This is a genomic window from Pseudomonas sp. Marseille-Q5299 (genome assembly GCF_943737035.1).
Classification (GTDB): Bacteria; Pseudomonadota; Gammaproteobacteria; order Pseudomonadales; family Pseudomonadaceae; genus Aquipseudomonas; species Aquipseudomonas putida_E.
Map to the genome: position 1 here is coordinate 743073 of NZ_CALSFR010000003.1, position 23411 is coordinate 766483.

The window sequence follows — 23411 nt, forward strand, 5'->3', positions numbered from 1 at the left end:
CTTGAAACTGCTGATTCTCGATCGTGACGGGGTGATCAACCAGGACTCCGACGCCTACATCAAGTCGCTGGAGGAGTGGATCCCGATCCCCGGCTCGATCGAGGCCATCGCGCAGTTGAGCAAAGCGGGCTGGACGGTGGCCGTGGCCACCAACCAGTCCGGCATTGCCCGTGGCTACTATTCACTGGCAACCCTCGAAGCCATGCATGCGCGTCTGCGCACGCTGGTGGCAGGGCACGGCGGCGAAGTCGGCCACATCGTGTATTGCCCGCATGGGCCGGACGAGGGTTGTGACTGCCGCAAGCCCAAGCCTGGCATGCTGCGGGCAATCGCCGACCATTATCAGGCCGACCTGCGCGGCGTATGGTTTGTCGGCGACAGTAAAGGTGACCTGGAGGCCGCCCTGGCCGTCGGTGCACAACCGGTGCTGGTGAAAACCGGCAAAGGCGAGCGGACGCTTGAAAAGGGTGTCGCGCAAACCACACTGATTTTCGACGATCTGGCAGCTATCGCCAGAGAACTAATCTAAACAATGCGCCCAAGGGCGCATTTTTATCAGGCGGGCAAGCCCGCAACGGTACATGCCACTATGTCGATCCTGCGGGCGATCAGAATCTTTCTTTTTTACCTGCTGCTGGGCACCAGTTCCCTGCTGTGGTGCTCGCTGAGCTTTTTTATCGCGCCATTTTTGCCGTTTCACAAGCGCTACCGCTTCATCAACGTCTACTGGTGCCGTTTTGCCGTGCTGCTGGCGCGGGTGATTCTGGGTATCCACTACAAGGTCACCGGTGCCGAGAACGTGCCCAAAGAGCCCTGTGTGATTCTGTCCAACCACCAGAGCACCTGGGAGACGTTCTTCCTGTCAGCCTATTTCTCGCCATTGAGCCAGGTGCTCAAGCGTGAACTGCTGTACGTGCCGTTCTTTGGCTGGGCCATGGCCATGCTGCGGCCGATCGCGATCAACCGCGACAACCCCAAGGAAGCCTTGCGCCAGGTGGCGAGCAAGGGTGACGAATTGCTCAAGCAGAAGGTCTGGGTGCTGATCTTCCCGGAAGGTACTCGGGTACCCTTTGGCACCGTGGGCAAGTTTTCCCGTGGCGGTACCGCGCTGGCGGTAAATGCCGGGCTGCCCGTGCTGCCGATCGCGCATAACGCCGGCAAGTACTGGCCCAAGTCAGGGTGGGGCAAGCGCTCTGGCACCATCGAGGTGGTCATCGGGGAGCCGATGTATGCCAATGGTACCGGCCCGCGTGCCATTGCAGAGTTGAATGACCGTGCCGCGGCGTGGAACGAAGCGACTCAGCGCCGCTTGGGCTCGTTGCCACCGGTAGATGAAAAACCACACGAGCAGATTGCCTGACGATCTGTGGATAACGTGTTAGCAATTTTTGGATGAAATGCCTCGTTTGATAGCTAAGTCTATGAATTGCCTATTTATTTTTGTGTATGACATTTTTCTGAAAAGCGTGCATAAGTTTTTTTGAGGCATAAGAAAACCGGCTTTTACAGCCGGTTTTTTTATGGCTTCACGACATCATCAGACCTTGTCGATATCCACATCCTTGGTTTCTTTCAGGCAGAAGATTCCCACCACCAGGCTGATCCCGGTTACCAGCACCGGGTACCACAAGCCGTAGAAGATATCCCCGGTGTACACCACCAGCGCGAACGAAACCGTGGGCAGGAAACCGCCAAACCAGCCATTGCCAATGTGGTAGGGCAGCGACATCGAGGTGTAGCGGATACGCGTCGGAAACAGCTCCACCATCACCGCCGCCAGCGGGCCATAAGTCATGGTTGCGATCAGGATCATTGCAACGATCAGCACCACCACCATCACCTGGTTGACCTGCGACGGGTCCGCCTTGGCCGGGTAGCCCGCCTGCTCGATGGCTGTGCGCATGGCTGTTTCGTCAAACCCGTTGATGGTCTTGTCGCCAATGTTCACCACCACTTGGCTGCCCGCCACATTCACCGAGCTGTACGGCAGGCCCTGTTTGACCAGGAAGGTCTTGACCTTGTCGCACGGGCTGTCGAAACGCGCCTTGCCGACCGGGTCGAACTGGAACGTACAGCCTTGCGGGTCAGCGGTGACCACGATCGGCGCCTGACGGCTCGCTGCGTCGATCTGCGGGTTGGCGTAGTGGCTGAGGGCCTTGAACAGCGGGAAGTACAACACCGTGGCCAGCAGCAGGCCGAGCATCAGGATAGGCTTGCGGCCGATGCGGTCGGACAGCCAGCCGAAGAACACGAAGAACGGCGCACCGATCACCACGCTGATGATCAGCAAGGTATTGGCCTGGGCCGGATCCATCTTGAGCATCTGGGTCATGAAGAACAGCACGTAGAACTGCGCCGTGTAGAACGTCACGGCCTGGCCGGCGTTGATACTGAACAGTGCGGTAAGCACCACCTTGAGGTTTGGCCAGGAGGTGAACGACTCGCGGATTGGCGATTTGCTGATCTTGCCCTGGGCCTTCATTTTCACGAAGGCCGGCGACTCATGCATGCTCATGCGGATCCAGGTGGAAATGCCCAGCAGCACGATCGACAGCAGGAACGGCAAGCGCCAGCCCCAGGTTTCGAACTGATCGCCGGTGATGTAGCGGCTGCCCAGCACCACCAGCAACGACAGCAGCAGCCCGAGGGTAGCAGTGGACTGGATGAAGCCCGTGTGGAAGCCGCGCTTGCCGGGCGGTGCGTGTTCGGCCACATACGTCGCCGCGCCACCATACTCGCCCCCCAGTGCCAGCCCCTGCAGCATGCGCAGTACCACCAGGATGATCGGCGCGGCAATGCCGATGCTTGCATAGGTGGGCAGCAAACCAACGGCGAAGGTGGACAAGCCCATCAGCACGATGGTGATCAGGAAGGTGTATTTTCGCCCGATCATGTCACCCAGCCGGCCGAACACCAGCGCGCCGAAGGGCCGTACCAGGAAGCCGGCGGCGAATGCCATCAGGGCGAAGATGAAAGCGGTGGTGTCGTTGACGCCAGCAAAGAACTGCTTGCTGATCACTGCCGCCAGCGCACCATAGAGAAAAAAGTCATACCACTCGAAAACCGTCCCGAGGGATGACGCGAAAATGATCTTGCGTTCTTCACGACGGCTTGGGCTGCTCGCCGTCGCCCCCTGCTCTTGGATGTAATCCGACATCGTTGCTGTCCTCGGCCCGCAGGCCACAGTGATTATTCTTGTTGTTCCACTGTCGGCAGCTTCTGACCGCAAGCCGCCGGTACTGCACGCACCCGGGTCAGGGCGTCGGTAACGCGTCTTCGTTCAGGTAGGTCTGGGTAGCAGCTCCCTTGAGAATGAGTTGGGCCGCCTTCTCGGCGATCATCAGGGTGGGTGAACAGGTATTGCCGGAGGTGATCTGCGGCATGATTGAAGCATCCGCCACGCGCAGGCCGGGGATGCCGCGTACACGCAGCTGGTTATCCACAACGTCCAGCGGGCCGCTGCCCATACGGCAGGTCCCGACCGGATGGAAGATGGTGGTGCCGATCTTGCCTGCCGCTTCGAACAGGTCTTCCTCGGTCTGCAGGGCAGGGCCTGGCAGGTATTCCTGCGGATCGAAAGCGGCGAGGGCAGGGGCCTGGACGATGCGGCGTGTGATACGGATGGCGTCGGCGGCAACGCGCAGGTCTTCAGGGTCACTGAGGTAGTTGGGGTCTATCAGTGGCGCGCTGTTCATGTCCGAGCTACGGATGTCGATGCGCCCACGGCTAGCCGGGCGCAGGTTGCACACCGAAGCGGTGAAGGCGGGGAAGCGGTGCAGCGGCTCGCCGAAGCGTTCCAGCGACAGGGGTTGTACGTGGTATTGCAGGTTGGCGGTGGCCTGCTCCGGGCTGGACCGCACGAACGCCCCGAGTTGGCTCGGCGCCATGGCCAGCGGGCCGCTGCGGTCGTAGAGATAACGCAGGCCCATACCCATCTTGCCCCACAGGCTGTTGGCCATCTGGTTGAGCGTTCTGGTGTTGCGGATCTGGTAGATCAGGCGCAATTGCAGGTGGTCTTGCAGATTGCCACCGACACCGGGCATATCGTGCCGTACGCCGATGCCGAGCGTTTCCAGCAACGTGCGCGGGCCAATGCCGGAGCGCTGCAGGATGCCGGGCGAACCCACCGCCCCTGCACACAGGATGATCTCGCGGCGCACAGCGAACTCGTGCCAGGCGCCTTGCCAAAATGCTCTCACTGCGCGGGCGCGGGTGTTGTTCAGCAGCACTTGATCAACCTGCACGCCGGTCAGCACGGTGAGGTTGGAACGGTTATGCACAGGTCGTAAAAAAGCCTTGGATGCATTCCAGCGCACACCGCTGCGCTGGTTGACCTGAAAATATCCACAGCCTTGGTTGTCGCCGGTATTGAAGTCATCGACCTTGGCGATACCGCTCTGCTCGGCGGCATCTCGGAATGCATCGAGGATCGGCCAACTATAGCGCTGGCGTTCCACCCGCCATTCGCCAGTGGCGCCATGGTGATCACTGCCACCTGCAAAGTGATTTTCGCTGGCCTTGAATAGCGGCAGCACGTCCTTCCAGGCCCAACCGTCGTTGCCCTGGGCGGCCCAATGGTCATAGTCCGCAGCCTGGCCACGCATGTAGATCATGCCGTTGATCGATGAGCAGCCCCCCAGCACCTTGCCCCGGGGATAACCCAGGCTACGACCACCCAGGCCGCTTTGCGCTTCGGTCTTGAAGCACCAGTCAGTGCGGGGGTTGCCGATGCAGTAAAGGTAACCGACGGGGATGTGAATCCAGGGGTAATTGTCGCGGCCCCCGGCTTCCAGCAGCAACACGCGGCGGGACGGGTCGGCGGACAATCGATTGGCCAGCAGGCAACCGGCAGGACCGGCACCCACGATAACGTAGTCGAAGACAGAATCGGCTGATGGCATTTGCAACCTCGCGCCTGATTTTTATTCTTGTCGTCGTACATCTTATTGATTAATTTCGCTGAGGAAACACGAGATTTCGCGCAGCCGTTGTGCGTTTTAGCACAGCGAAAAACAGGGAAAGGATGCATGTTCGACTGGAATGATCTGCGGTTTTTCCTCGAGTTGCAGCGCAGTGGCCGCCTGCTCAGCGCTGCCAAGCGTCTCAACACGACCCATAGCACGGTTGCCCGGCATATCGAGAGCATCGAGAAAAGCCTGGGCACCCCACTGTTCGTGCAACACGCGCAGGGCTACGAATTGACGCCCTCCGGCCAGGCGCTGCTCAAGCACGCCGAAGCCATGGAGAATGTCGCGTTGCTGGCGCAGGAAGAAATCACCCAGGCCATCACACCGCTGGGCAAGATTCGCCTTGGGGTCACCGAAGGCATCGGCATCATGTTCTTCACCCCACGCATGAATGCGCTGTTCGATCGGTATCCGGGCCTGGAAGTGGAGCTGGTGGCCGTGCCTCGCTTTGTCAGCATCCTCAACCGCGAGGCGGAAATCAGCATTCACCTGGAACGTCCCGGTGCCGACCTGCTGATTACCCGCAAACTCACCGACTACCGCCTGGCCCTGTATGCCAGCCAGGCTTACCTGGACCGCGCGCCACCTTTACGCAACCGTGAAGATCTGGCCCGGCACAGCTGGATCGGCTACGTCGACGACCTGCTGTTCAGCCAGGAGCTGCTGTTTCTCAACAGCTTCTGCCGGGCGCCCAACGTGGCTTTTCGCAGCACCAGCGTAATCGCCCAGCAAACCGCTGCGCGCGCCGGCCTGGGTATCGCTGTGCTGCCCAACTACATGGCTCGCCACGACCCGACATTGGTGCGCGTACTGCCCAGCGAAACCATCCAGCGCAGCTACTGGATATGCACCCGTCGTGAATTGCACAAGTCGGTACGCCTGCGGGTGGTCTGGGATTACCTGCTGGCGCTGTGCGCGCAGGAACAGGCCGAGCTGCTAGCCGAGTAGCGCCTTGCCGGCCAGCAGCAGGGCAGCCGCAAAGCCGGCCACCGAGAACAGCTGCTGCAGGCGAGGCCCGGCCAGCCGCGTCGCCAGTGGCCGCGCCAGCAGCAGGCCAAGCACCGCGCCCGCGGCAAAAGGTGCGCCCACCTGCCAGTGCATAACCCCAGCCAGGCTGGCACTGACCACGCTACCTGTAGACACCAGGGCGATCACCGCCAACGAGGTCGAGACGATGCTCTTCATACGCAGGTTGGTGTAGCGGTTCAAGGCAGGGATGATCACGAAGCCCCCCCCCCACCCCCAACAAGCCGGACAACAATCCCGAAAGCGCTCCGGTCATGGCCAGCGCCCGCGCGCAGGGCAGTGTCCAGCGCAAACGGCCCTGCAGCGGGTTGAGCACGCACGGCTCGATGAAACGGTGCGCGTCGTTGGCCTCGCCACGCAACTCGCTGGCAGCCTTGCGCCAGATACGCAGGCATGCGTAAACCAGCACGCCGGCGAACACCAGGGCCAAGGGTGTGTCGGGCAGACGATGGGCGAGCATCAGCCCGAGCGGTGCAGCAGCGATGCCGATCAGGGCGATGAACAGCGCGGCGCGATAACGCACCAGCCCTTGGCGCAAGCCGAGGATCGCCCCCACGGCAGCGGCAAGACCTACGGCAAGAAGGCCAATGGGCGCAGCTTCGACCATCGACAGACCAAGGCCAAACACCAGCAGCGGCACCGCCAGGATGCCGCCCCCCGCGCCAGTCAGCGCCAGCACTGCGCCAATGATCGCGCCCAGCCCGGCACCGAGCAGTTGATGTTCGATCACCGTGGTGCCTCGGCCGCCAGCGGTTGCGGCCGTGCCAGCCACTCCCGTCCCTTCAGCATGCCTTGCCAGTACAGCGGCGGCAGCACTCGCGCCTTGAGCAGCCAGGCCAGGCGCGTCGGCTGGCGGCCATCCAGCAACCAGCGCGGGAAGCTCGGCGCAACCTTGCCGCCATAGGTGAACTCGGCAAGCACGATCTTGCCACGCTCGACCGTCAACGGGCAGGAGCCGTAGCCATCGTACTGGGCAAGGTTAGCCAGCCTGCCCAGCGCCACCAGCACGTTGTTGGCAACCACCGGAGCCTGCTTGCGCGCAGCGGCCGCAGTCTTGGCGTTGCTGGTGCTGGCCACATCGCCAAGGGCATGGACATTGGCAAACTGGCGATGACGCAGCGTATGCGGGTCGACATCGACCCAGCCAGCGGCATCGGCCAATGGGCTTTGACGAATGAAGTCCGGGGCAACCTGTGGCGGCACCACGTGCAGCATGTCGAAAGCTTCAGTGCGGGTTTCAGTGCTGCCATCGGCAAAGGTGCGGACAAAGGTGGCGCGCTTGTTCGGGCCATCTACTGCAGCCAGACGGTGGCTGTAATTGAGGTCCACACCGTACCTGTCGATGTAGGCCATCAGGGCCGGCACGTAATCGGGCACACCGAACAGCACTGCGCCGGCATTGAAGAAGCAGGCTTTGATATCGCCCAGCAGCCCCTGGCGCATCCAGTGGTCGCAGGACAGGTACAGCGCCTTCTGCGGCGCACCGGCGCACTTGATCGGCATGGGCGGCTGAGTGAACAGGGCGCGGCCTTGCTTGAGGTTCTGCACAAGCTCCCAGGTGTAGGGTGCCAGGTCGTAGCGGTAGTTCGAGGTGACGCCGTTGCGCCCCAGGGTATCACTGAGCCCGTCAATGGCAGCCCAATCGAGCTTGAGGCCGGGGCAGACCACCAGCTGTTCATAGCTGATGGTGCGACCATCTTCGAGCATGACCAGCTGGCCCAGCGGGTCGAACCCTTGCACGCGCGCCTTGATCCAGCGCACGCCACGGGGGATGGTCGAGGCCATGGTGCGCGCGGTGCTCGGTGCCTTGAACACACCCGCACCGACCATGGTCCAGCCGGGCTGGTAGTAATGAACGTCGGCAGGGTCGATCACCGCGATATCCAGTGACGGGTCGCGGCTGATGAGGCTGGAAGCAGTGGCGATGCCGGCAGCGCCGGCACCGACGATGACCACCTTGTGGTGGTCGGAATTAGCAGGGGACAACAAGGCAGGCATGGCGTAAATCCTGGGAATTCTAATGATGGGGCAGGGCGCTCAGAGCTTGTTCAACGGGATCTTCAGGTAGCTCACGCCGTTGGATTCCGGCTGCGGAAAATGGCCACTGCGCATGTTGACCTGCACCGAAGGCAGGATCAGGACGGGCATCTCGAGGGTCTTGTCACGCGCTTCACGCATGGCGACAAAGCTGTCCTCATCGATGCCCTGGTGAACATGAATGTTGCTGGCGCGCTGCTCGGCAACGGTGGTGACATAACGCATGTCACGCCCGCCCGGCAGGTAGTCATGGCACATGAACAGCAGAGTCTGGTCAGGGAAGGCCAGCAGGCGGCGGATCGATTGGTACAAGGTGCGAGCATCAGCGCCTGGGAAGTCACAGCGTGCGGTACCGTAATCAGGCATGAACAGGGTGTCGCCCACGAACAGTGCTTTTTCTCCCGCATCCTCTATCAGGTAACTCATGCAAGCGGGGGTATGCCCAGGCGTGTGCAACGAGCGGGCGTGCAGGTTACCTATGCGAAAGCCTTCTTCGTCCATGAGCAACACATCGAACTGGCTGCCATCACGGGCGAAGCCCGGCTCGGCGTTGAACAAGTCGCCGAAGACTTTCTGTACCTTGGTGATCTCGGCGCCAATGGCGGTGTGGCCGCCGAGCTTTTCCTTGAGATACGCCGCAGCTGAAAGGTGGTCGGCGTGTACATGGGTTTCCAGAATCCACTGCACCTTGGCGCCCAGGCTCTGTACCCGATCAATCAGACGGTCTGCAGACTCGGTGCAGGTGCGGCCTGACTTGGGGTCATAGTCCAGTACGCTGTCGATCAACGCACACTGGTTGGTCTCGCGGTCCAGTACCAGGTAGCTGATGGTCGAGGTGGCGTCGTCGAAAAAGGCTTCCACCTGAAGGTTGTTGCCGATGATCATCACGTTCTCCAAATAATCCACCCCGCCTTTTAGAGGCGTAGGCAGTGACGGGTGGTTTATCAAGATGCATGCCAGGGGTTTAACCCGTGCCAAGGCCAGTGAAATCGGCCCCTGATGGCGCAAGGCAGGCCGGTTTGTCAGCTGCCCTGGCAGTCGACTGTCAGCCAATGGCAGTGTTTGGCAGTCCTTGTTACCCTCAACGGCTTATCCAATCGGTGCCGTCATGCCTGAATCCCATCCCCTCATCCTAGCTCTGGTTTCCTACCTCGAACACGATGCGTTGCCTACCATCGTGCTGGACACCGACTACAACATCCTCGCAGCCAATGCCGCCTATCGTCGGCAGTTCGGCCGTGACGACCGTGCGCCACTGGGTGAGAAGTGCCACCGGGTTTCCCATCACTACGCCGTGCCTTGCGACCAGGCCGGTGAGCATTGCCCCATGCGCAAGGCCTGGGGCAGCAAACTGCCGGAACGGGTACTGCACATTCATCACACCCCGCGCGGGCCTGAGCATGTGGATGTGGAACTACGGCCGATCCTCGATGAGCAGGGCAGGGTGGTCGCCTTCGTAGAACGCCTGACAACGGTCACACTAGCCTCGGCGCAACCTCAGCAACAGGGCCTGGTCGGCCGGGCGCCAGCATTCAAAACGGCATTGGCCAGCCTGCAACGTGCGGCACCCGCACAGATCCCGGTATTGCTCCAGGGTGAATCCGGTACAGGCAAGGAGCTTTTCGCCCGGGCGATCCATATGGGTAGCCCTCGGGCGAATGGCCCTTTGGTGGTGGTCGACTGCACCGGCTTGACCGAGTCACTGTTCGAGAGTGAACTGTTCGGCTATGAGAAGGGAGCCTTTACCGGCGCCAACCAGCGCAAGATCGGCCTGGCAGAGGCGGCCCACGGCGGCACGCTCTTCCTGGACGAGATTGGTGAGGTGCCACTGGCGATGCAGGTCAAATTGCTGCGCCTGATCGAATCCGGCAGCTTCCGCCCGGTTGGCAGCCTGCGCACCGTGCATGCGGACTTCCGCCTGGTGTCTGCAACACACAAACCGCTCAAGCAGATGGTTGCAGAGGGCACGTTCCGGGAAGACCTGTATTACCGCATCAGTGGCTTTCCTATCCGCCTGCCCTCCTTGCGCGAACGCGTAGAGGATCTGCCGCTGCTGGCACAGAGCCTTCTGCAGCGCATGGCAGGCAAACCTGCCGCGAGTCTCACTGACGCTGCGCTGCAGCGATTGGCCCTGCATACGTTCCCAGGCAATATCCGCGAGCTGCGCAACATCCTGGAACGGGCGCGGCTGTTTGCCGATGATGGGCTGATACGGCCTGAGCATCTGCCGGAAGATGTAGGCCCGCAAATCGCAACCGGTGCGAACAAGGGGCGCGCTCGCAGCGACCTGAGTGATCTGGCACAAGCGCTGGAACAGTTTCAGGGCCCGCGTAGCGAACTGGCGCGCCACTTAGGGATGAGTGAACGTACGCTGTATCGGCGCTTGAAAGCGCTGGGGCTGAATCCGGCTTAGTGCTTGGCGATTCTTTACCGGACCTTTACCTCTTGCCAGGGATTACTCATCGCGAATCACGGTCTGAAGCATTAACCGTAATCGGCGTCTCGTTGAAACCCGCCGGACGTGAACATGCAAAGGATCGACATACGATGAAAAAAACCCTCTCCGTGCTCTGCGCTACCTTGATGCTCAGCGTACCACTGGCCAGCTTCGCCCAACCCGGCCCGCCTCAAGGGCACGATGGCGACCGCTCGCATCAGGGCCAAGGTCATCCGCAGCAGAGCAAGCAGCAAGGCCATCCGCAACAACATGGCAAACCCGGCAACGGCCAGGCTCAGTCCTACCGTAATCCGAACTTCCGTCCACAACCGGGGATGCCGGTACCTCACCAGCAATGGAAGCGCGGCCATGTGGTAGACCCGCACTATCGCAATGACCGTTACTGGGTGACCGACTGGCGCGCCCGGCACCTCTCGCCGCCGCCCCGCGACCACCGTTGGTTGTACGTCAACGGCGACTACGTGCTGGTGGCCATTGCTTCCGGGGTGATCGTAAACATCCTCAGCGGTTACTAAGGCCGTATAAAACCAGCCGCCAACAAAAAGCCCGCTTGCGCGGGTTTTTTGCTGGGTTGTGGATTGAAACTTCTAGTCTGTTAACTATTCGATCAGTCTCTTGAAGGTACTGCACATGATTGCGCGTTGGCGTTGGGTAGCGGGTCAACTCACCAAGCGACTCTGGTTCAGAGCCTCTCTGTTCTCCATTCTGGGTGTGGCGACTGCATTGCTTGCCATCCTGTTCAGAGACTTCATCCCGCAAACCTTGCCAGCGCGCATCGGCGCAGATGCAGTGGACAAGATTCTCGGGATCATTGCCTCCAGCATGCTGGCTGTGACCACCTTCTCATTGAGCACGATGGTCACCGCCTACGGGGCCGCAAGTAGCGGGGTGACCCCGCGTGCCACAACGCTGGTCATGGAAGACACCACGACCCAGAACGCGCTGGCCACATTCATCGGTTCGTTTCTCTTCAGCCTGGTTGGCATCATTGCCCTGAGTACCGGCCTCTATGGAAGCCAGGGCCGAGTCGTGCTTTTTGCGGTGACGCTAGCTGTCGTGACGCTGATCATTTACACACTGCTGCGCTGGATAGACCACCTTTCCAAACTCGGACGGGTCGGAGAAACCATTGACCGTGTGGAAAAGGCGGCGATAGAGGCCATGGCTCATCGCATTCGCTGGCCCTATCTGGGAGGCTCAGCGTACCCGGTAGACCTTGTACTACCGCTGTCCGCGCAAACCATTGCCAGCAACCAGACTGGCTACGTCCAACATATCGATGTGCAAGCCTTGGGCGCCATTTCCAAAGCGCTACAGATCCGGATCTATGTGGAAGTTCTCCCAGGTAGTTTTGTCCACATCGGTATGCCGGTCGCTCGCATTGTGCCTTTGAGTGACAAGCATCCTGATGAGCAAAGCCTCAAGGGCACGCTGGCGACGTTGACCATAGGCACCCGAAGAACCTTTGAACATGACCCGAGGTTTGGGCTATGCGTGCTATCGGAAATCGCATCCCGCGCGTTGTCACCAGCGGTCAATGATCCGGGCACCGCTATTGATGTGATTGGCAGAGGCCTTAGAACTTTGACGTACTGGGGCAAAGCACACGCTTGCGAACCGGACCAGGAAAAAAGCTGCGAGTGGGTCCACCTGCGAGGGTTGACGGTGGACGATTTGTTCGACGATTTTTTTGCCCCTATCAGCAGAGACGGCGCCGCTCTTCTAGAAGTCGACCTTCGGTTGCTCAAGGCACTTGTCAGCCTGGCCCAGATAAACCCCGCGCTTTTCAAGCAGAGTTGCATCAGGCATGGGGAGCAGCTTGTCATGCGTGCAGAGGCGTCACTTACACTCGCGCATGAAAAAGATCAGCTGAGGTCAGTGCACGTGAAGCTCAGGAAGATTGAATGAACAGCCCAAACCAAAAAGCCCGCTTGCGCGGGCTTTTTGGTAAGAACAACCTGATCAGAAGTCCAGGTTAGAAACCGACAGCGCGTTGCTTTCGATAAAGTCACGGCGAGGCTCAACCGCGTCACCCATCAAGGTGTTGAAGATCTGATCGGCGGCAATCGCGTCTTCGATGGTGACCTTGAGCATGCGACGTACAGTTGGGTCCATGGTGGTTTCCCACAACTGGTCGGGGTTCATCTCACCCAGCCCTTTGTATCGCTGGATGGTGTGACGCTTGGTGGTCTCGTTCATCAGCCAATCCAGGCCTTCCTTGAACTCGACGATCGCCTTGCGACGCTCACCGCGCTGTACGTAAGCACCTTCACCCAGCAGGCTCGACAACTTGGAGCCAATGTTGACCACCGTGCGATAGTCGTTGCTGCCGAAGAAATCGCGGTTGAAGGTGATGTAGCTGGCCAGGCCGTGCGAGGTGATTTCCACTTCAGGCAGCCACACATTGCGCTCCTTGTCCTCGCGCAGGGTGGCCTTGTACATCAGGCCAGACTTCTGGCTGTTGCTCAGGCGCTCCTGCAGTTTGGCCAACCAGTTCTCCATGACGGCATGGTCGCCCAATTGCTCCAGGGTAACTTCCGGCAGGTAGATGAAGTGCTCGGTCAACTCTTCCGGGTACAAGCGAGACAAACGCTTGAGGGTCTTCATCACACCGCGGAACTCGTTGACCAAAACCTCCAGCTGAACGCCGGAAACGGCTGGCGCAGACTCATCCAGGTGCAGGCTGGCATCTTCGAGGGCCGACTGGGTCATGTATTCTTCCATGGCCTCGTCGTCCTTGATGTACTGCTCCTGCTTGCCTTTCTTAACCTTGTACAGCGGTGGCTGGGCAATGTAGATGTAGCCACGCTCGACCAGCTCTGGCAGCTGACGGAAGAAGAAGGTCAGCAGCAGGGTACGGATGTGCGAACCGTCAACGTCAGCATCGGTCATGATGATGATGTTGTGATAGCGCAGTTTGTCGATGTTGTACTCTTCGCGGCCGATGCCACAGCCCAGCGCGGTGATCAGTGTGCCCACTTCCTGGGAGGAGATCATCTTGTCGAAGCGTGCTTTCTCGACGTTGAGAATCTTGCCCTTCAGCGGCAGGATCGCCTGGGTACGACGGTTACGACCTTGCTTGGCCGAGCCACCTGCGGAGTCACCCTCCACCAGGTACAGTTCGGAAAGGGCAGGGTCCTTCTCCTGGCAGTCCGCCAGTTTGCCCGGCAAGCCCGCGATATCCAGCGCGCCTTTACGGCGAGTCATCTCACGCGCTTTGCGCGCCGCTTCACGGGCACGGGCAGCGTCGATCATCTTGCCGACTACCGCTTTGGCTTCGTTGGGGTTTTCCAACAGGAAGTCGGCGAAGTATTTGTTCATTTCCTGTTCCACGGCGGTTTTCACCTCCGAGGAGACCAGCTTGTCCTTGGTCTGCGAACTGAACTTCGGATCCGGCACCTTGACCGAAATGATTGCGGTCAGGCCTTCACGAGCATCGTCACCGGTGGTGGAAACCTTGTTCTTCTTGGCCAGGCCTTCCTGCTCGATGTAGCTGTTCAGGCTACGGGTCAGCGAAGAGCGGAAACCAACCAGGTGGGTACCGCCATCGCGCTGCGGAATGTTGTTGGTGAAGCACAGCAGGTTTTCGTTGAAGCTGTCGTTCCACTGCAGGGCAACTTCAACACCCACGCCATCTTCACGCTGGACGTTGAAATGGAACACCTGGGAGTTGACCGGAGTCTTGTTGGTATTCAGGTATTCAACGAATGCACGCAGGCCGCCTTCATATTTGAAGAACTCTTCTTTGCCCGAGCGCTCGTCTTTCAGCAGGATGCCAACGCCAGAGTTCAGGAAGGACAGTTCACGAATACGCTTGGCCAGGATGTCCCAGCTGAAGTGAATGTTCTTGAAGGTCTCGGCCGAAGGCTTGAAATGAATATGGGTGCCGGTGGTTTCGCTTTCGCCCACAACGGCCATCGGCGCCTGTGGAACACCATGAACGTAGGTCTGCTCCCAGATCTTGCCGCTACGGCGAACGGTAAGCACCAGCTTTTCCGAAAGGGCGTTTACTACCGAAACACCTACACCGTGCAGGCCGCCGGAAACTTTGTAGGAGTTATCATCAAATTTACCGCCGGCGTGCAGCACGGTCATGATGACCTCGGCTGCAGAAACGCCTTCTTCTTTATGCACGTCGACCGGAATGCCGCGACCGTTGTCGCGCACACTGATGGATTCATCGGTGTGGATGATGACGGTGATGTCATCGCAGTGCCCGGCGAGGGCTTCGTCGATCGAGTTGTCGACCACTTCGAAGACCATGTGGTGCAGGCCGCTACCGTCATCGGTGTCGCCAATGTACATGCCGGGACGCTTGCGCACGGCATCCAAACCTTTCAGCACCTTGATGCTTGAAGAGTCGTACGTTTGATTTTCGCTCATGCCTTCACTCCCGATGGTCGTGGGTCTGGGTGATACGGCCTTGTTCCACGTGGAACAAAGCAACTGGCGTTTCCGTCTGCCAGCCTTCCCTCAGTAATTCGTGATCTACACAGGTGATAAACACCTGGCAGCGTAATTCTTCTAGCAAGCGGCACAGTGCACGGCGATGCTGGTCGTCCAACTCGGACGGCAAGTCATCCACCAGATAAATACAGTGGCCGCGGCGAGCCTGACTAACGAGGTGGCCTTGGGCGATGCGCAATGCACAAACCACCAGCTTTTGCTGACCACGCGACAAGATGTCGGCTGCGTTGTTGGCAGCCAGACGAAGACGCAGATCAGCACGCTGCGGACCGGCCTGGGTATGGCCCATCTGCTGATCGCGAAGGAGAGAAGAGGCGAGTACTTCGTTGAGTTCCCGGTCCTTGTCCCAGCCTCGGTAGTAGCTAAGGGTCAACCCGTCCAGCTCGACCAGTTCGCTCAGGGTTTGCTCGAAGACGGGCTTCAAGGCCTTGATGTAGTTGCGACGGTATTCATCTATTTCCGCGCTGGCCAGGCACAATTCCCGGTCCCAGGCGGCTTGCGAAGCTGGGTCAAGTGTACCATGCCGCAACCATGAGTTCCGCTGCCGCAACGCCTTCTGCAGACGCTGCCAAGCTGGCATGAAGCGAGGTTCCACGTGGAACACTCCCCAATCCAGAAACTGGCGACGGATCTTCGGCGCGCCTTCAAGCAACCTGAAACTGTCTGGGTTGATGAGCTGCAGGGGCAGTAGTTCTGCAAGCTGCGCGGCGCTCTTGGCATTCTGCCCATCGATACGGATAGTGAAGTCGCCCGCCCGCTCGCGCGACACACCCAAGTTGCTGGTGCCGCCTTCGCCCAACTGTACTTCGCCGAAAACCGTACACGCAGCCTGCTCGTACTGAATGACGGGATTGAGCCGGGTACTGCGAAACGATCTGGCCAACCCGAGCAAATGCACAGCTTCCAGCACACTGGTCTTGCCGCTGCCGTTGGCGCCGTAGAGGATATTGATGCGGGGGGAGGGTGAGAGGGTCACCGGGTGCAGGTTGCGCACCGCGGTGACCATGATACGTCGAAGGGACATTTGGCCTGCTACAGGTTACAGGCGCATCGGCATGACAACGTAAGACGAGTCGTCATTGCCGGCTTCCTGCAGCAGAGCACTGCTATTGGAATCGGAGAGAATCAGGCGAACCTGTTCCGTTGTCATCACACCCAATACGTCCAGCAGGTAACTGACGTTGAAGCCAATCTCAAGCGATGCACCGTCATAGTCCACGCTGATCTCTTCTTCCGCCTCTTCCTGTTCCGGGTTGTTTGCCTGGATTTTCAACTGACCGGCAGCCAACTGAAGGCGGATACCGCGATACTTCTCGTTGGAAAGGATTGCGGTACGGCTGAACGCTTCACGCAAGGCCTGGCGATCGCCGATGACCAGCTTGTCACCACCCTTGGGCAGTACACGCTCATAGTCAGGGAACTTGCCATCGACCAGCTTGGACGTGAAGGTGAACTCGCCTGTGTTCGCACGGATGTGGTGCTGGCCCAGGACGATGCTGACCATGCCTTCCGGGTCGGTGAGCAGGCGCGCAAGTTCGAGGATACCTTTACGTGGCACGATGACCTGATGACGCTCATCCTGCTCGATGGCTGCGCTCATGGAGCACAGCGCCAGACGATGCCCATCGGTAGACACGGCACGCAAGGTATTACGCGACACTTCGAGCAGCATACCGTTGAGGTAGTAACGTACATCCTGCTGAGCCATGGCGAAGCTGGTGCGCTCGATCAAACGACGCAGTTTGCTCTGCTCAAGGTTGCAGGTCAGCGAACCTGGGCCTTCTTCCACAGTGGGGAAGTCGTTAGCTGGCAGGGTCGACAGGGTGAAACGGCTACGGCCGGCCTTGACCAACAGCTTCTGTTCGTCGACCTTGATATCGATCAGAACGTCGTTCGGCAGGCTTTTGCAGATGTCCATCAGCTTGCGCGCCGGGACAGTGATTTCGCCAGGCTCGGCCGGCTCTTCCAGTTGGACGCGGCCTACCAGTTCGACTTCCAGGTCGGTACCGGTCAACGACAGCTGCTGGCCTTGCACGACCAGCAGTACGTTGGACAGGACCGGCAAGGTCTGACGGCGCTCGACGACACCGGCGACCAGTTGCAGGGGTTTCAACAGGGCTTCGCGTTGAATGGTGAAATGCATGGTCTAGTCCCTTGCCTTCAATTAGCTGCGCTGGCGGCCATCAGGTGGTGAGCGTGCGCAGCAGGTTCTTGTAGTCCTCGCGGATGTCCGCGTCGGATTCCTTCAGTTCGTTGATCTTGCGGCAAGCGTGCAGCACGGTGGTGTGGTCACGGCCGCCAAACATGTCGCCGATCTCCGGCAGACTGTGGTTGGTCAGCTCTTTGGACAACGCCATGGCCACCTGACGCGGGCGCGCTACAGAGCGCGAACGGCGCTTGGACAACAGATCGGAGATCTTGATCTTGTAGTACTCGGCCACGGTGCGCTGAATGTTATCCACACTCACCAGCTTGTCTTGCAGCGCCAGCAGGTCCTTCAGCGACTCGCGAATCAGCTCGATGGTGATGTCGCGGCCCATGAAGTGCGAGTGGGCGATGACGCGCTTCAATGCCCCTTCAAGCTCACGTACGTTGGAGCGAATACGCTGAGCGATGAAGAAAGCGGCATCGTGCGGCAACTCGACCTTGGCCTGGTCGGCCTTCTTCATCAGGATCGCCACGCGGGTCTCCAGCTCCGGCGGCTCCACAGCCACCGTCAGCCCCCAGCCGAAACGCGACTTCAGTCGCTCTTCCAGACCTTCGATTTCCTTCGGGTAGCGGTCACTGGTGAGAATCACCTGCTGGCCACCTTCGAGCAATGCGTTGAAGGTGTGGAAAAACTCCTCCTGTGAACGCTCCTTGCGGGCGAAGAACTGGATATCGTCGATCAGCAGCGCATCGACCGAACGGTAGAAGCGCTTGAACTCATTGATCGCGTTGAGCTGCAACGCCTTGACCATGTCCGCGACGAAGCGCTCGGAATGCAGGTACACCACCTTGGCATTCGGGTTCTTCTTCAGCAGGTGGTTACCCACAGCATGCATCAAGTGCGTTTTACCCAGGCCCACGCCACCGTAAAGGAACAGTGGGTTGTAGCCATGCTTCGGGTTGTCGGCAACCTGCCAGGCGGCTGCCCGGGCCAACTGGTTCGATTTACCTTCGACAAAGGTTTCGAAGGTGAACGTACGGTTCAGATAACTGGTGTGCTTGAGCGCACCCTCCACCTGAACGTTGCGCTGTTCGGTACGCCCCGGCGCGACAGGTGCCGGAGCGCTGTCCGCCATCGAATCATAGCTGCCACGCGACGAAGCCTCGGCCATGTCGGTGGCCTGCGCAGGTTCAGCAGTGGGCACCGAGACCGGGTCAGCAACAGCCATGACTGGCGCGGCTGCTGGCTGCGCGTGGCTCTGCGCAAGGGACGCAGCCATTGCAGCGCTGACCGGGGCATTGGGCGCGGCCCGCGGTGCGGAGCTGCGACGGCTACCTATTAATAAGGAAAGGGCAGGCGCGATGCCGCTACCGTTCTCACCCAACAGTTCGAGCAGACGGCCGAGGTACTTTTCATTCACCCAATCGAGAACGAAACGGTTAGGCGCATACACGCGCAACTCGTCGCCTTCGGCTTCGACCTGTAGCGGACGGATCCAGGTGTTGAATTGCTGGGCAGGCAGTTCATCGCGCAGAAGCTCCACGCACTGCTGCCAAAGTTCCACTGACACGGATATCCCCTGAGTTTGAAAGCCGGATGAGGCAAAAACAAACGGCCATTGTACCGGTCAAGCGATCAGTTATCCACATGTGGAAACATTATGAGCCATGGCAAAACAGCCATTTAGCGACCAAAACGGCCCTGAAGGACTGTGAATAAGCTCTGTGGATAACCCACCATAAGGGCTATGCACAACCCAGGGTCAAGACCTGTTGATAACTCACCTGTGGATAATGAGCCTTTTAATCCACAGGCTGTACGCAGGCCCAGCACAAGCGCAGCACGGGTTGTGGACAATGTTTCTGATCGCTGTACAGCCCGTAATTTATGGCCTGTAGAAGGTTATCCACAGAAACTTATCCACCTAAGATTTATAAGTTATTCAGAAAAGCTTTTTATATGTCTCTTCTTTTTTTTAGTTTTGTCATCCGTTTGCCTGCCCGACCAGACGCCGCCCCGCTCGATCGCTAAAAGCACCTTCCATAAGGAAAGGCTGGTTGGAAATTGACCTATTGGCTTGCTTTCTCTAGAATCGCCGATCTCTTAAAAAGGGGGCCATTCCGGCCCGTTGTCGACAAACCAGGTAACACGCCATGAAACGTACTTTCCAACCAAGCACCATCAAGCGCGCTCGCACCCACGGCTTCCGTGCCCGTATGGCTACCAAGAACGGCCGTGCTGTTCTGTCGCGTCGTCGTGCCAAAGGCCGTAAGCGTCTGGCCATTTGATCTTTCGGCAAAGGTGGTGAGTCAGGACTTCAGTCGGGAAAAGCGACTGCTTACACCCCGGCATTTCAAAGCGGTCTTCGACTCCCCAACCGGCAAGGTTCCAGGGAAAAACCTGCTGATCCTTGCTCGCGAGAACGGTCTCGATCATCCTCGCCTTGGCTTGGTGATTGGCAAGAAGAGCGTCAAGCTTGCCGTTCAACGCAATCGCCTCAAGCGCTTGATGCGCGATTCCTTCCGTCTGCACCAGCAAATGCTCGCTGGCCTGGACATAGTGATCGTCGCGCGCAAGGGATTGGGTGAGATAGAAAACCCGGAATTGCACCAACACTTTGGCAAGCTCTGGAAACGCCTGGCGCGCAGCCGGCCCACTCCAGCGGCTAACGCCGATTCCGCAGGGGTAGACAGCCAAGATGCGTAAACTGGCACTCGTTCCGATCCAGTTTTACCGTTATGCCATCAGTCCTCTGATGGCCAGCCACTGTCGTTTCTACCCCAGTTGCTCCTGTTATGCGTTGGAAGCCATAGAAACCCATGGCCTCTTGCGTGGCGGGTGGCTAACCGTTCGTCGCCTGGGGCGTTGTCATCCGTGGAACGACGGCGGTTTCGATCCCGTTCCCCCCGCGCCTTCCTCCCGAACTTCTTCGATAGCCGAGTAATCATGGATATTAAACGCACGATCCTGATCGCCGCCCTGGCAATCGTGTCCTACGTCATGGTCCTGAAGTGGAACGATGACTACGGCCAGGCTGCCTTGCCGACTCAGAATACTGCTGCCAGCACTGTTGCTCCGGGCCTGCCCGATGGCGTACCGGCCGCTAACAACGGCGCCAGCGCCGATGTACCGAGCGCCAACGCCGAGTCGAGCCCTGCCGAACTGGCACCTGTTGCACTCAGCAAGGATCTCATCCGGGTCAAGACCGATGTCCTGGAACTGGCTATCGATCCAGTCGGCGGTGACATCGTCCAGCTGAACCTGCCGAAGTACCCGCGTCGCCAGGATCATCCGGACATTCCGTTCCAGCTGTTCGACAACGGTGGCGAGCGCGTATATCTGGCCCAGAGCGGCCTGACCGGTGCCAACGGCCCGGATGCGCGCTCCACCGGCCGTCCGCTGTACGCCGCAGAGCAGAAGTCCTTCCAGCTGGCTGATGGCCAGGAACAACTGGTGGTCGACCTGAAGTTCAGCGACAACGGTGTGAACTACATCAAGCGCTTCAGCTTCAAGCGCGGTGAGTACGACCTGTCCGTCAGCTACCTGATCGACAACCAGAGCGGCCAGGCCTGGAGCGGCAACATGTTTGCCCAGCTCAAGCGTGACGCCAGTGGTGATCCGTCCTCGAGCACCGCCACCGGTACCGCCACCTACCTGGGTGCTGCCCTGTGGACAGCTGGCGAGCCGTACAAGAAAGTGTCGATGAAGGACATCGACAAAGGTAGTTTGAAAGAAAATGTGTCTGGCGGCTGGGTTGCCTGGCTGCAGCACTACTTCGTAACTGCCTGGATCCCTGCCAAGTCGGACAACAATGTCGTCCAGACCCGCAAGGACAGCCAGGGCAACTACATCATCGGCTACACCGGCCCGGCCATCAGCGTACCGGCTGGCGGCAAGGCCGAAACCAGCGCCATGCTGTATGCCGGCCCGAAGATCCAGTCCAAGCTCAAGGAATTGTCCCCAGGCCTGGAACTGACCGTCGATTACGGCTTCCTGTGGTTCATTGCCCAGCCGATCTTCTGGTTGCTGCAACATATCCACAGCCTGCTGGGTAACTGGGGCTGGTCGATCATTGTCCTGACCATGCTCATCAAGGGCCTGTTCTTCCCGCTGTCGGCCGCCAGCTACCGCTCGATGGCGCGCATGCGTGCCGTGGCGCCGAAGCTCGCCGCACTGAAGGAACGCTTCGGTGACGATCGCCAGAAGATGTCCCAGGCGATGATGGAGCTGTACAAGAAAGAGAAGATCAACCCACTGGGTGGATGCTTGCCGATCCTGGTACAGATGCCGGTGTTCCTGGCCCTGTACTGGGTGCTGCTGGAAAGCGTCGAGATGCGCCAGGCCCCATGGATGCTGTGGATCACCGACCTGTCGATCAAGGATCCGTTCTTCATCCTGCCGATCATCATGGGCGCTACCATGTTCATCCAGCAGCGCCTGAACCCGACGCCGCCGGATCCGATGCAGGCCAAGGTGATGAAAATGATGCCGATCATCTTCACCTTCTTCTTCCTGTGGTTCCCGGCTGGCCTGGTGCTGTACTGGGTTGTGAACAACTGCCTGTCGATTTCGCAGCAGTGGTACATCACCCGCCGTATTGAAGCAGCGACCAAAAAAGCTGCTGCTTGACGGGCTACTGCGCTAGCCTGTGAATAAAAACGCCCCCTCGGGGGCGTTTTTGCTATCTGTCGTTTTTGTCGTAGAGGCTTTCGAGCATGAACACTGTGCGTGAAACCATCGCTGCCATCGCAACCGCACAAGGACGTGGAGGGGTGGGTATTGTCAGGCTGTCCGGCCCATTGGCGGCCAAGGCTGGCCAGCTCATAACCGGCCGCACACTGACACCGCGCCATGCCCATTACGGCCCATTCCGCGACCAGGAAGGGCTGGTGCTGGATGAAGGTATTGCACTGTTCTTCCCCGGACCCAACTCGTTCACCGGTGAGGACGTGCTCGAATTGCAGGGGCATGGTGGCCCGGTCGTACTGGACATGCTGTTGCAACGCTGCGTGCAGGTGGGTTGCCGCTTGGCCCGCCCGGGTGAGTTCAGTGAGCGGGCGTTCCTCAACGACAAGCTCGACCTGGCCCAGGCCGAAGCGATTGCCGACCTGATCGAAGCCAGCTCCAGCCAGGCAGCACGCAACGCCCTGCGCTCGTTGCAAGGGGAGTTCTCCAAGCGTGTGCACAGCCTGACTGAAGCACTGATCGCGCTGCGGATCTATGTCGAGGCAGCGATCGACTTCCCCGAGGAGGAAATCGACTTTCTTGCCGATGGCCACGTCCTGTCGATGCTCGACTCAGTGCGTGCCGAGTTGTCCACAGTGCAGCGTGAGGCCGGGCAGGGTGCGCTGCTTCGTGACGGCATGACGGTGGTGATCGCCGGCAGGCCGAATGCAGGCAAATCGAGCCTGCTGAATCAACTGGCCGGTCGTGAGGCGGCAATCGTCACCGACATCGCAGGTACTACGCGGGATATCCTGCGTGAACATATCCACATCGATGGCATGCCGCTGCACGTCGTCGATACGGCCGGTTTGCGCGACACCGACGACCATGTGGAAAAGATAGGCGTCGAGCGCGCACTCAAGGCCATAGGCGAAGCCGACAGAGTGTTGTTGGTGGTCGACTCCACCGCCCCTGAGGCCAGAGATCCGTTCGCCCTGTGGCCGGAGTTTCTTGATCAAAGGCCTGATCCGGGCAAGGTCACACTGATTCGCAACAAAGCCGACCTCAGCGGCGAACCCGTAGGGCTGGAACAGTGCGATGACGGTCATGTAACCATCACCTTGAGCGCCAAAGGTGACGATCAGGGCTTGCTGCTGTTACGCGATCACCTCAAAGCCTGCATGGGTTATGAACAGACTGCAGAGAGTGGCTTCAGCGCACGCCGGAGGCACCTCGATGCCCTGCGCCAGGCCAGTGCTCATCTGGAGCACGGTCGTGCGCAATTGACCTTGGCGGGGGCCGGAGAGCTGTTGGCTGAGGACCTGCGCCAGGCCCAGCACGCGCTGGGGGAAATCACGGGCGCGTTCAGTTCGGATGACCTGCTGGGGCGGATTTTCTCTAGTTTCTGCATCGGTAAGTAGCTTTTAGCCAAACCATTCACGACGCCGCTCTTCCTGGAGCGGCTTTTTTTTGCCTGAGATTTGGGGCTCGGGCGTCTCGTACAGGGTTTTGTAGCTGCAGATTTTTAATCACCGGCCTGAAAAAGCGCTCATGAGCCCTGTGGAAAAGTCGGCTTCAGCTCCGTTGATAAGCATGCTTTTTTTCTGAGGAAAACCTGCCCTGTGGGTAAGTAGGCATTTCA

19 protein-coding genes and 1 pseudogene are annotated in these 23411 nt (G+C 59.4%); 11 read left to right on the top strand and 9 right to left on the bottom strand.

Annotated elements, in window-relative coordinates:
* The first annotated feature begins 1 nt into the window (after position 1).
* Both gmhB and NGJ21_RS12130 read left to right on the top strand, forming a co-directional pair.
* Complete coding sequence (gene gmhB, locus NGJ21_RS12125) at positions 2 to 529, top strand: D-glycero-beta-D-manno-heptose 1,7-bisphosphate 7-phosphatase (RefSeq protein ID WP_046786800.1); 528 nt, start codon at positions 2 to 4, stop codon at positions 527 to 529.
* A gap of 60 nt (positions 530 to 589) precedes the next feature.
* Positions 590 to 1360 carry a lysophospholipid acyltransferase family protein gene (locus tag NGJ21_RS12130; RefSeq protein WP_046786799.1) on the top strand — a complete coding sequence of 257 codons (771 nt, stop codon included), beginning with the start codon at positions 590 to 592 and terminating at the stop codon, positions 1358 to 1360.
* Positions 1361 to 1537: 177 nt separating this feature from the next.
* Here the strand turns inward: NGJ21_RS12130 and NGJ21_RS12135 are convergent, their stop codons facing one another.
* Together NGJ21_RS12135 and NGJ21_RS12140 are read right to left on the bottom strand one after the other, a co-directional pair.
* Complete coding sequence (locus NGJ21_RS12135) at positions 1538 to 3157, bottom strand: MFS transporter (RefSeq protein ID WP_115273213.1); 1620 nt, start codon at positions 3155 to 3157, stop codon at positions 1538 to 1540.
* A gap of 97 nt (positions 3158 to 3254) precedes the next feature.
* Positions 3255 to 4901, bottom strand: coding sequence for a GMC family oxidoreductase (locus NGJ21_RS12140; RefSeq protein WP_251962159.1), 1647 nt, complete (start codon positions 4899 to 4901; stop codon positions 3255 to 3257).
* A 126-nt stretch (positions 4902 to 5027) separates the two neighbouring features.
* Between NGJ21_RS12140 and NGJ21_RS12145 the strand changes: the two genes are divergently transcribed.
* Positions 5028 to 5915, top strand: a complete 888-nt coding sequence (locus tag NGJ21_RS12145; protein WP_251962160.1) for a LysR family transcriptional regulator — start codon at positions 5028 to 5030, stop codon at positions 5913 to 5915.
* On the opposite strand, the pseudogene NGJ21_RS12150 reads toward NGJ21_RS12145, so the two are convergent.
* The 3 genes and pseudogenes from NGJ21_RS12150 to NGJ21_RS12160 all read right to left on the bottom strand — a co-directional run bounded on the left by NGJ21_RS12150 (position 5904) and on the right by NGJ21_RS12160 (position 8915).
* Positions 5904 to 6723, bottom strand: a pseudogene (locus NGJ21_RS12150) (sulfite exporter TauE/SafE family protein). The gene NGJ21_RS12145 and the pseudogene NGJ21_RS12150 sit on opposite strands and share 12 nt — an antisense overlap.
* Complete coding sequence (locus tag NGJ21_RS12155; RefSeq protein WP_115273211.1) at positions 6720 to 7991, bottom strand: NAD(P)/FAD-dependent oxidoreductase; 1272 nt, start codon at positions 7989 to 7991, stop codon at positions 6720 to 6722. The pseudogene NGJ21_RS12150 and the gene NGJ21_RS12155 overlap by 4 nt, the downstream one beginning before the upstream one ends.
* A 39-nt stretch (positions 7992 to 8030) precedes the next feature.
* Positions 8031 to 8915, bottom strand: coding sequence for an MBL fold metallo-hydrolase (locus NGJ21_RS12160; RefSeq protein WP_046786793.1), 885 nt, complete (start codon positions 8913 to 8915; stop codon positions 8031 to 8033).
* Between the two features lie 223 nt (positions 8916 to 9138).
* On the opposite strand from NGJ21_RS12160, the gene NGJ21_RS12165 reads away from it, so the two are divergent.
* The 3 genes from NGJ21_RS12165 to NGJ21_RS12175 all read left to right on the top strand — a co-directional run bounded on the left by NGJ21_RS12165 (position 9139) and on the right by NGJ21_RS12175 (position 12396).
* Positions 9139 to 10443, top strand: coding sequence for a sigma-54 interaction domain-containing protein (locus tag NGJ21_RS12165; protein WP_251962161.1), 1305 nt, complete (start codon positions 9139 to 9141; stop codon positions 10441 to 10443).
* A 134-nt stretch (positions 10444 to 10577) separates the two neighbouring features.
* The gene (locus tag NGJ21_RS12170) at positions 10578 to 11003 is read left to right on the top strand and encodes an RcnB family protein (RefSeq protein ID WP_046786792.1); all 426 of its coding nucleotides are present in this window, start codon (positions 10578 to 10580) and stop codon (positions 11001 to 11003) included.
* Positions 11004 to 11118: 115 nt separating this feature from the next.
* On the top strand, positions 11119 to 12396 hold the full coding sequence (locus NGJ21_RS12175) for a DUF2254 domain-containing protein (RefSeq protein ID WP_251962162.1): 1278 nt from the start codon (positions 11119 to 11121) through the stop codon (positions 12394 to 12396).
* A 54-nt stretch (positions 12397 to 12450) separates the two neighbouring features.
* Here NGJ21_RS12175 and gyrB read toward each other — a convergent pair whose 3' ends face one another.
* Genes gyrB through dnaA form a run of 4 tightly spaced genes read right to left on the bottom strand, consistent with a single transcriptional unit; the run spans position 12451 to position 18674 of the window.
* The gene (gene gyrB, locus NGJ21_RS12180) at positions 12451 to 14871 is read right to left on the bottom strand and encodes a DNA topoisomerase (ATP-hydrolyzing) subunit B (protein ID WP_046786790.1); all 2421 of its coding nucleotides are present in this window, start codon (positions 14869 to 14871) and stop codon (positions 12451 to 12453) included.
* A 4-nt stretch (positions 14872 to 14875) separates the two neighbouring features.
* Positions 14876 to 15979 carry a DNA replication/repair protein RecF gene (gene recF / locus NGJ21_RS12185; RefSeq protein ID WP_115273207.1) on the bottom strand — a complete coding sequence of 368 codons (1104 nt, stop codon included), beginning with the start codon at positions 15977 to 15979 and terminating at the stop codon, positions 14876 to 14878.
* 15 nt (positions 15980 to 15994) lie between these two features.
* Positions 15995 to 17098: a DNA polymerase III subunit beta gene (dnaN, locus tag NGJ21_RS12190; protein ID WP_012312006.1), complete on the bottom strand. Its 1104-nt coding sequence runs from the start codon at positions 17096 to 17098 to the stop codon at positions 15995 to 15997.
* A 40-nt stretch (positions 17099 to 17138) separates the two neighbouring features.
* Entirely contained in the window at positions 17139 to 18674 is a 1536-nt protein-coding gene (dnaA, locus tag NGJ21_RS12195; RefSeq protein WP_046786788.1) for a chromosomal replication initiator protein DnaA, read from the bottom strand.
* A 583-nt stretch (positions 18675 to 19257) separates the two neighbouring features.
* On the opposite strand from dnaA, the gene rpmH reads away from it, so the two are divergent.
* From rpmH to mnmE, 5 genes are all read left to right on the top strand, one after another.
* Complete coding sequence (rpmH, locus tag NGJ21_RS12200; RefSeq protein WP_003253163.1) at positions 19258 to 19392, top strand: 50S ribosomal protein L34; 135 nt, start codon at positions 19258 to 19260, stop codon at positions 19390 to 19392.
* Between the two features lie 13 nt (positions 19393 to 19405).
* Positions 19406 to 19810, top strand: coding sequence for a ribonuclease P protein component (gene rnpA, locus NGJ21_RS12205; protein WP_080516507.1), 405 nt, complete (start codon positions 19406 to 19408; stop codon positions 19808 to 19810).
* Complete coding sequence (yidD, locus tag NGJ21_RS12210; protein ID WP_080516506.1) at positions 19803 to 20048, top strand: membrane protein insertion efficiency factor YidD; 246 nt, start codon at positions 19803 to 19805, stop codon at positions 20046 to 20048. Before rnpA ends, yidD begins: the two co-directional genes overlap by 8 nt.
* A gap of 2 nt (positions 20049 to 20050) precedes the next feature.
* Positions 20051 to 21733, top strand: coding sequence for a membrane protein insertase YidC (yidC, locus tag NGJ21_RS12215; RefSeq protein WP_012316956.1), 1683 nt, complete (start codon positions 20051 to 20053; stop codon positions 21731 to 21733).
* Positions 21734 to 21819: 86 nt separating this feature from the next.
* Positions 21820 to 23190, top strand: a complete 1371-nt coding sequence (mnmE, locus tag NGJ21_RS12220; RefSeq protein WP_251962163.1) for a tRNA uridine-5-carboxymethylaminomethyl(34) synthesis GTPase MnmE — start codon at positions 21820 to 21822, stop codon at positions 23188 to 23190.
* Positions 23191 to 23411 lie beyond the last annotated feature (221 nt).

Bases quoted from the DNA above. Each gene is read 5' to 3' on its own strand.
- mnmE (WP_251962163.1), top strand. From the start codon at position 21,820: ATGAACACTGTGCGTGAAACCATCGCTGCCATCGCAACCGCACAAGGA.
- NGJ21_RS12135 (WP_115273213.1), bottom strand. From the start codon at position 3,157: ATGTCGGATTACATCCAAGAGCAGGGGGCGACGGCGAGCAGCCCAAGC.
- yidC (WP_012316956.1), top strand. From the start codon at position 20,051: ATGGATATTAAACGCACGATCCTGATCGCCGCCCTGGCAATCGTGTCC.
- NGJ21_RS12155 (WP_115273211.1), bottom strand. From the start codon at position 7,991: ATGCCTGCCTTGTTGTCCCCTGCTAATTCCGACCACCACAAGGTGGTC.
- NGJ21_RS12145 (WP_251962160.1), top strand. From the start codon at position 5,028: ATGTTCGACTGGAATGATCTGCGGTTTTTCCTCGAGTTGCAGCGCAGT.
- NGJ21_RS12175 (WP_251962162.1), top strand. From the start codon at position 11,119: ATGATTGCGCGTTGGCGTTGGGTAGCGGGTCAACTCACCAAGCGACTC.
- NGJ21_RS12165 (WP_251962161.1), top strand. From the start codon at position 9,139: ATGCCTGAATCCCATCCCCTCATCCTAGCTCTGGTTTCCTACCTCGAA.
- rpmH (WP_003253163.1), top strand. From the start codon at position 19,258: ATGAAACGTACTTTCCAACCAAGCACCATCAAGCGCGCTCGCACCCAC.
- NGJ21_RS12170 (WP_046786792.1), top strand. From the start codon at position 10,578: ATGAAAAAAACCCTCTCCGTGCTCTGCGCTACCTTGATGCTCAGCGTA.
- NGJ21_RS12130 (WP_046786799.1), top strand. From the start codon at position 590: ATGTCGATCCTGCGGGCGATCAGAATCTTTCTTTTTTACCTGCTGCTG.
- recF (WP_115273207.1), bottom strand. From the start codon at position 15,979: ATGTCCCTTCGACGTATCATGGTCACCGCGGTGCGCAACCTGCACCCG.
- dnaN (WP_012312006.1), bottom strand. From the start codon at position 17,098: ATGCATTTCACCATTCAACGCGAAGCCCTGTTGAAACCCCTGCAACTG.
- gyrB (WP_046786790.1), bottom strand. From the start codon at position 14,871: ATGAGCGAAAATCAAACGTACGACTCTTCAAGCATCAAGGTGCTGAAA.
- NGJ21_RS12140 (WP_251962159.1), bottom strand. From the start codon at position 4,901: ATGCCATCAGCCGATTCTGTCTTCGACTACGTTATCGTGGGTGCCGGT.
- NGJ21_RS12160 (WP_046786793.1), bottom strand. From the start codon at position 8,915: ATGATCATCGGCAACAACCTTCAGGTGGAAGCCTTTTTCGACGACGCC.
- yidD (WP_080516506.1), top strand. From the start codon at position 19,803: ATGCGTAAACTGGCACTCGTTCCGATCCAGTTTTACCGTTATGCCATC.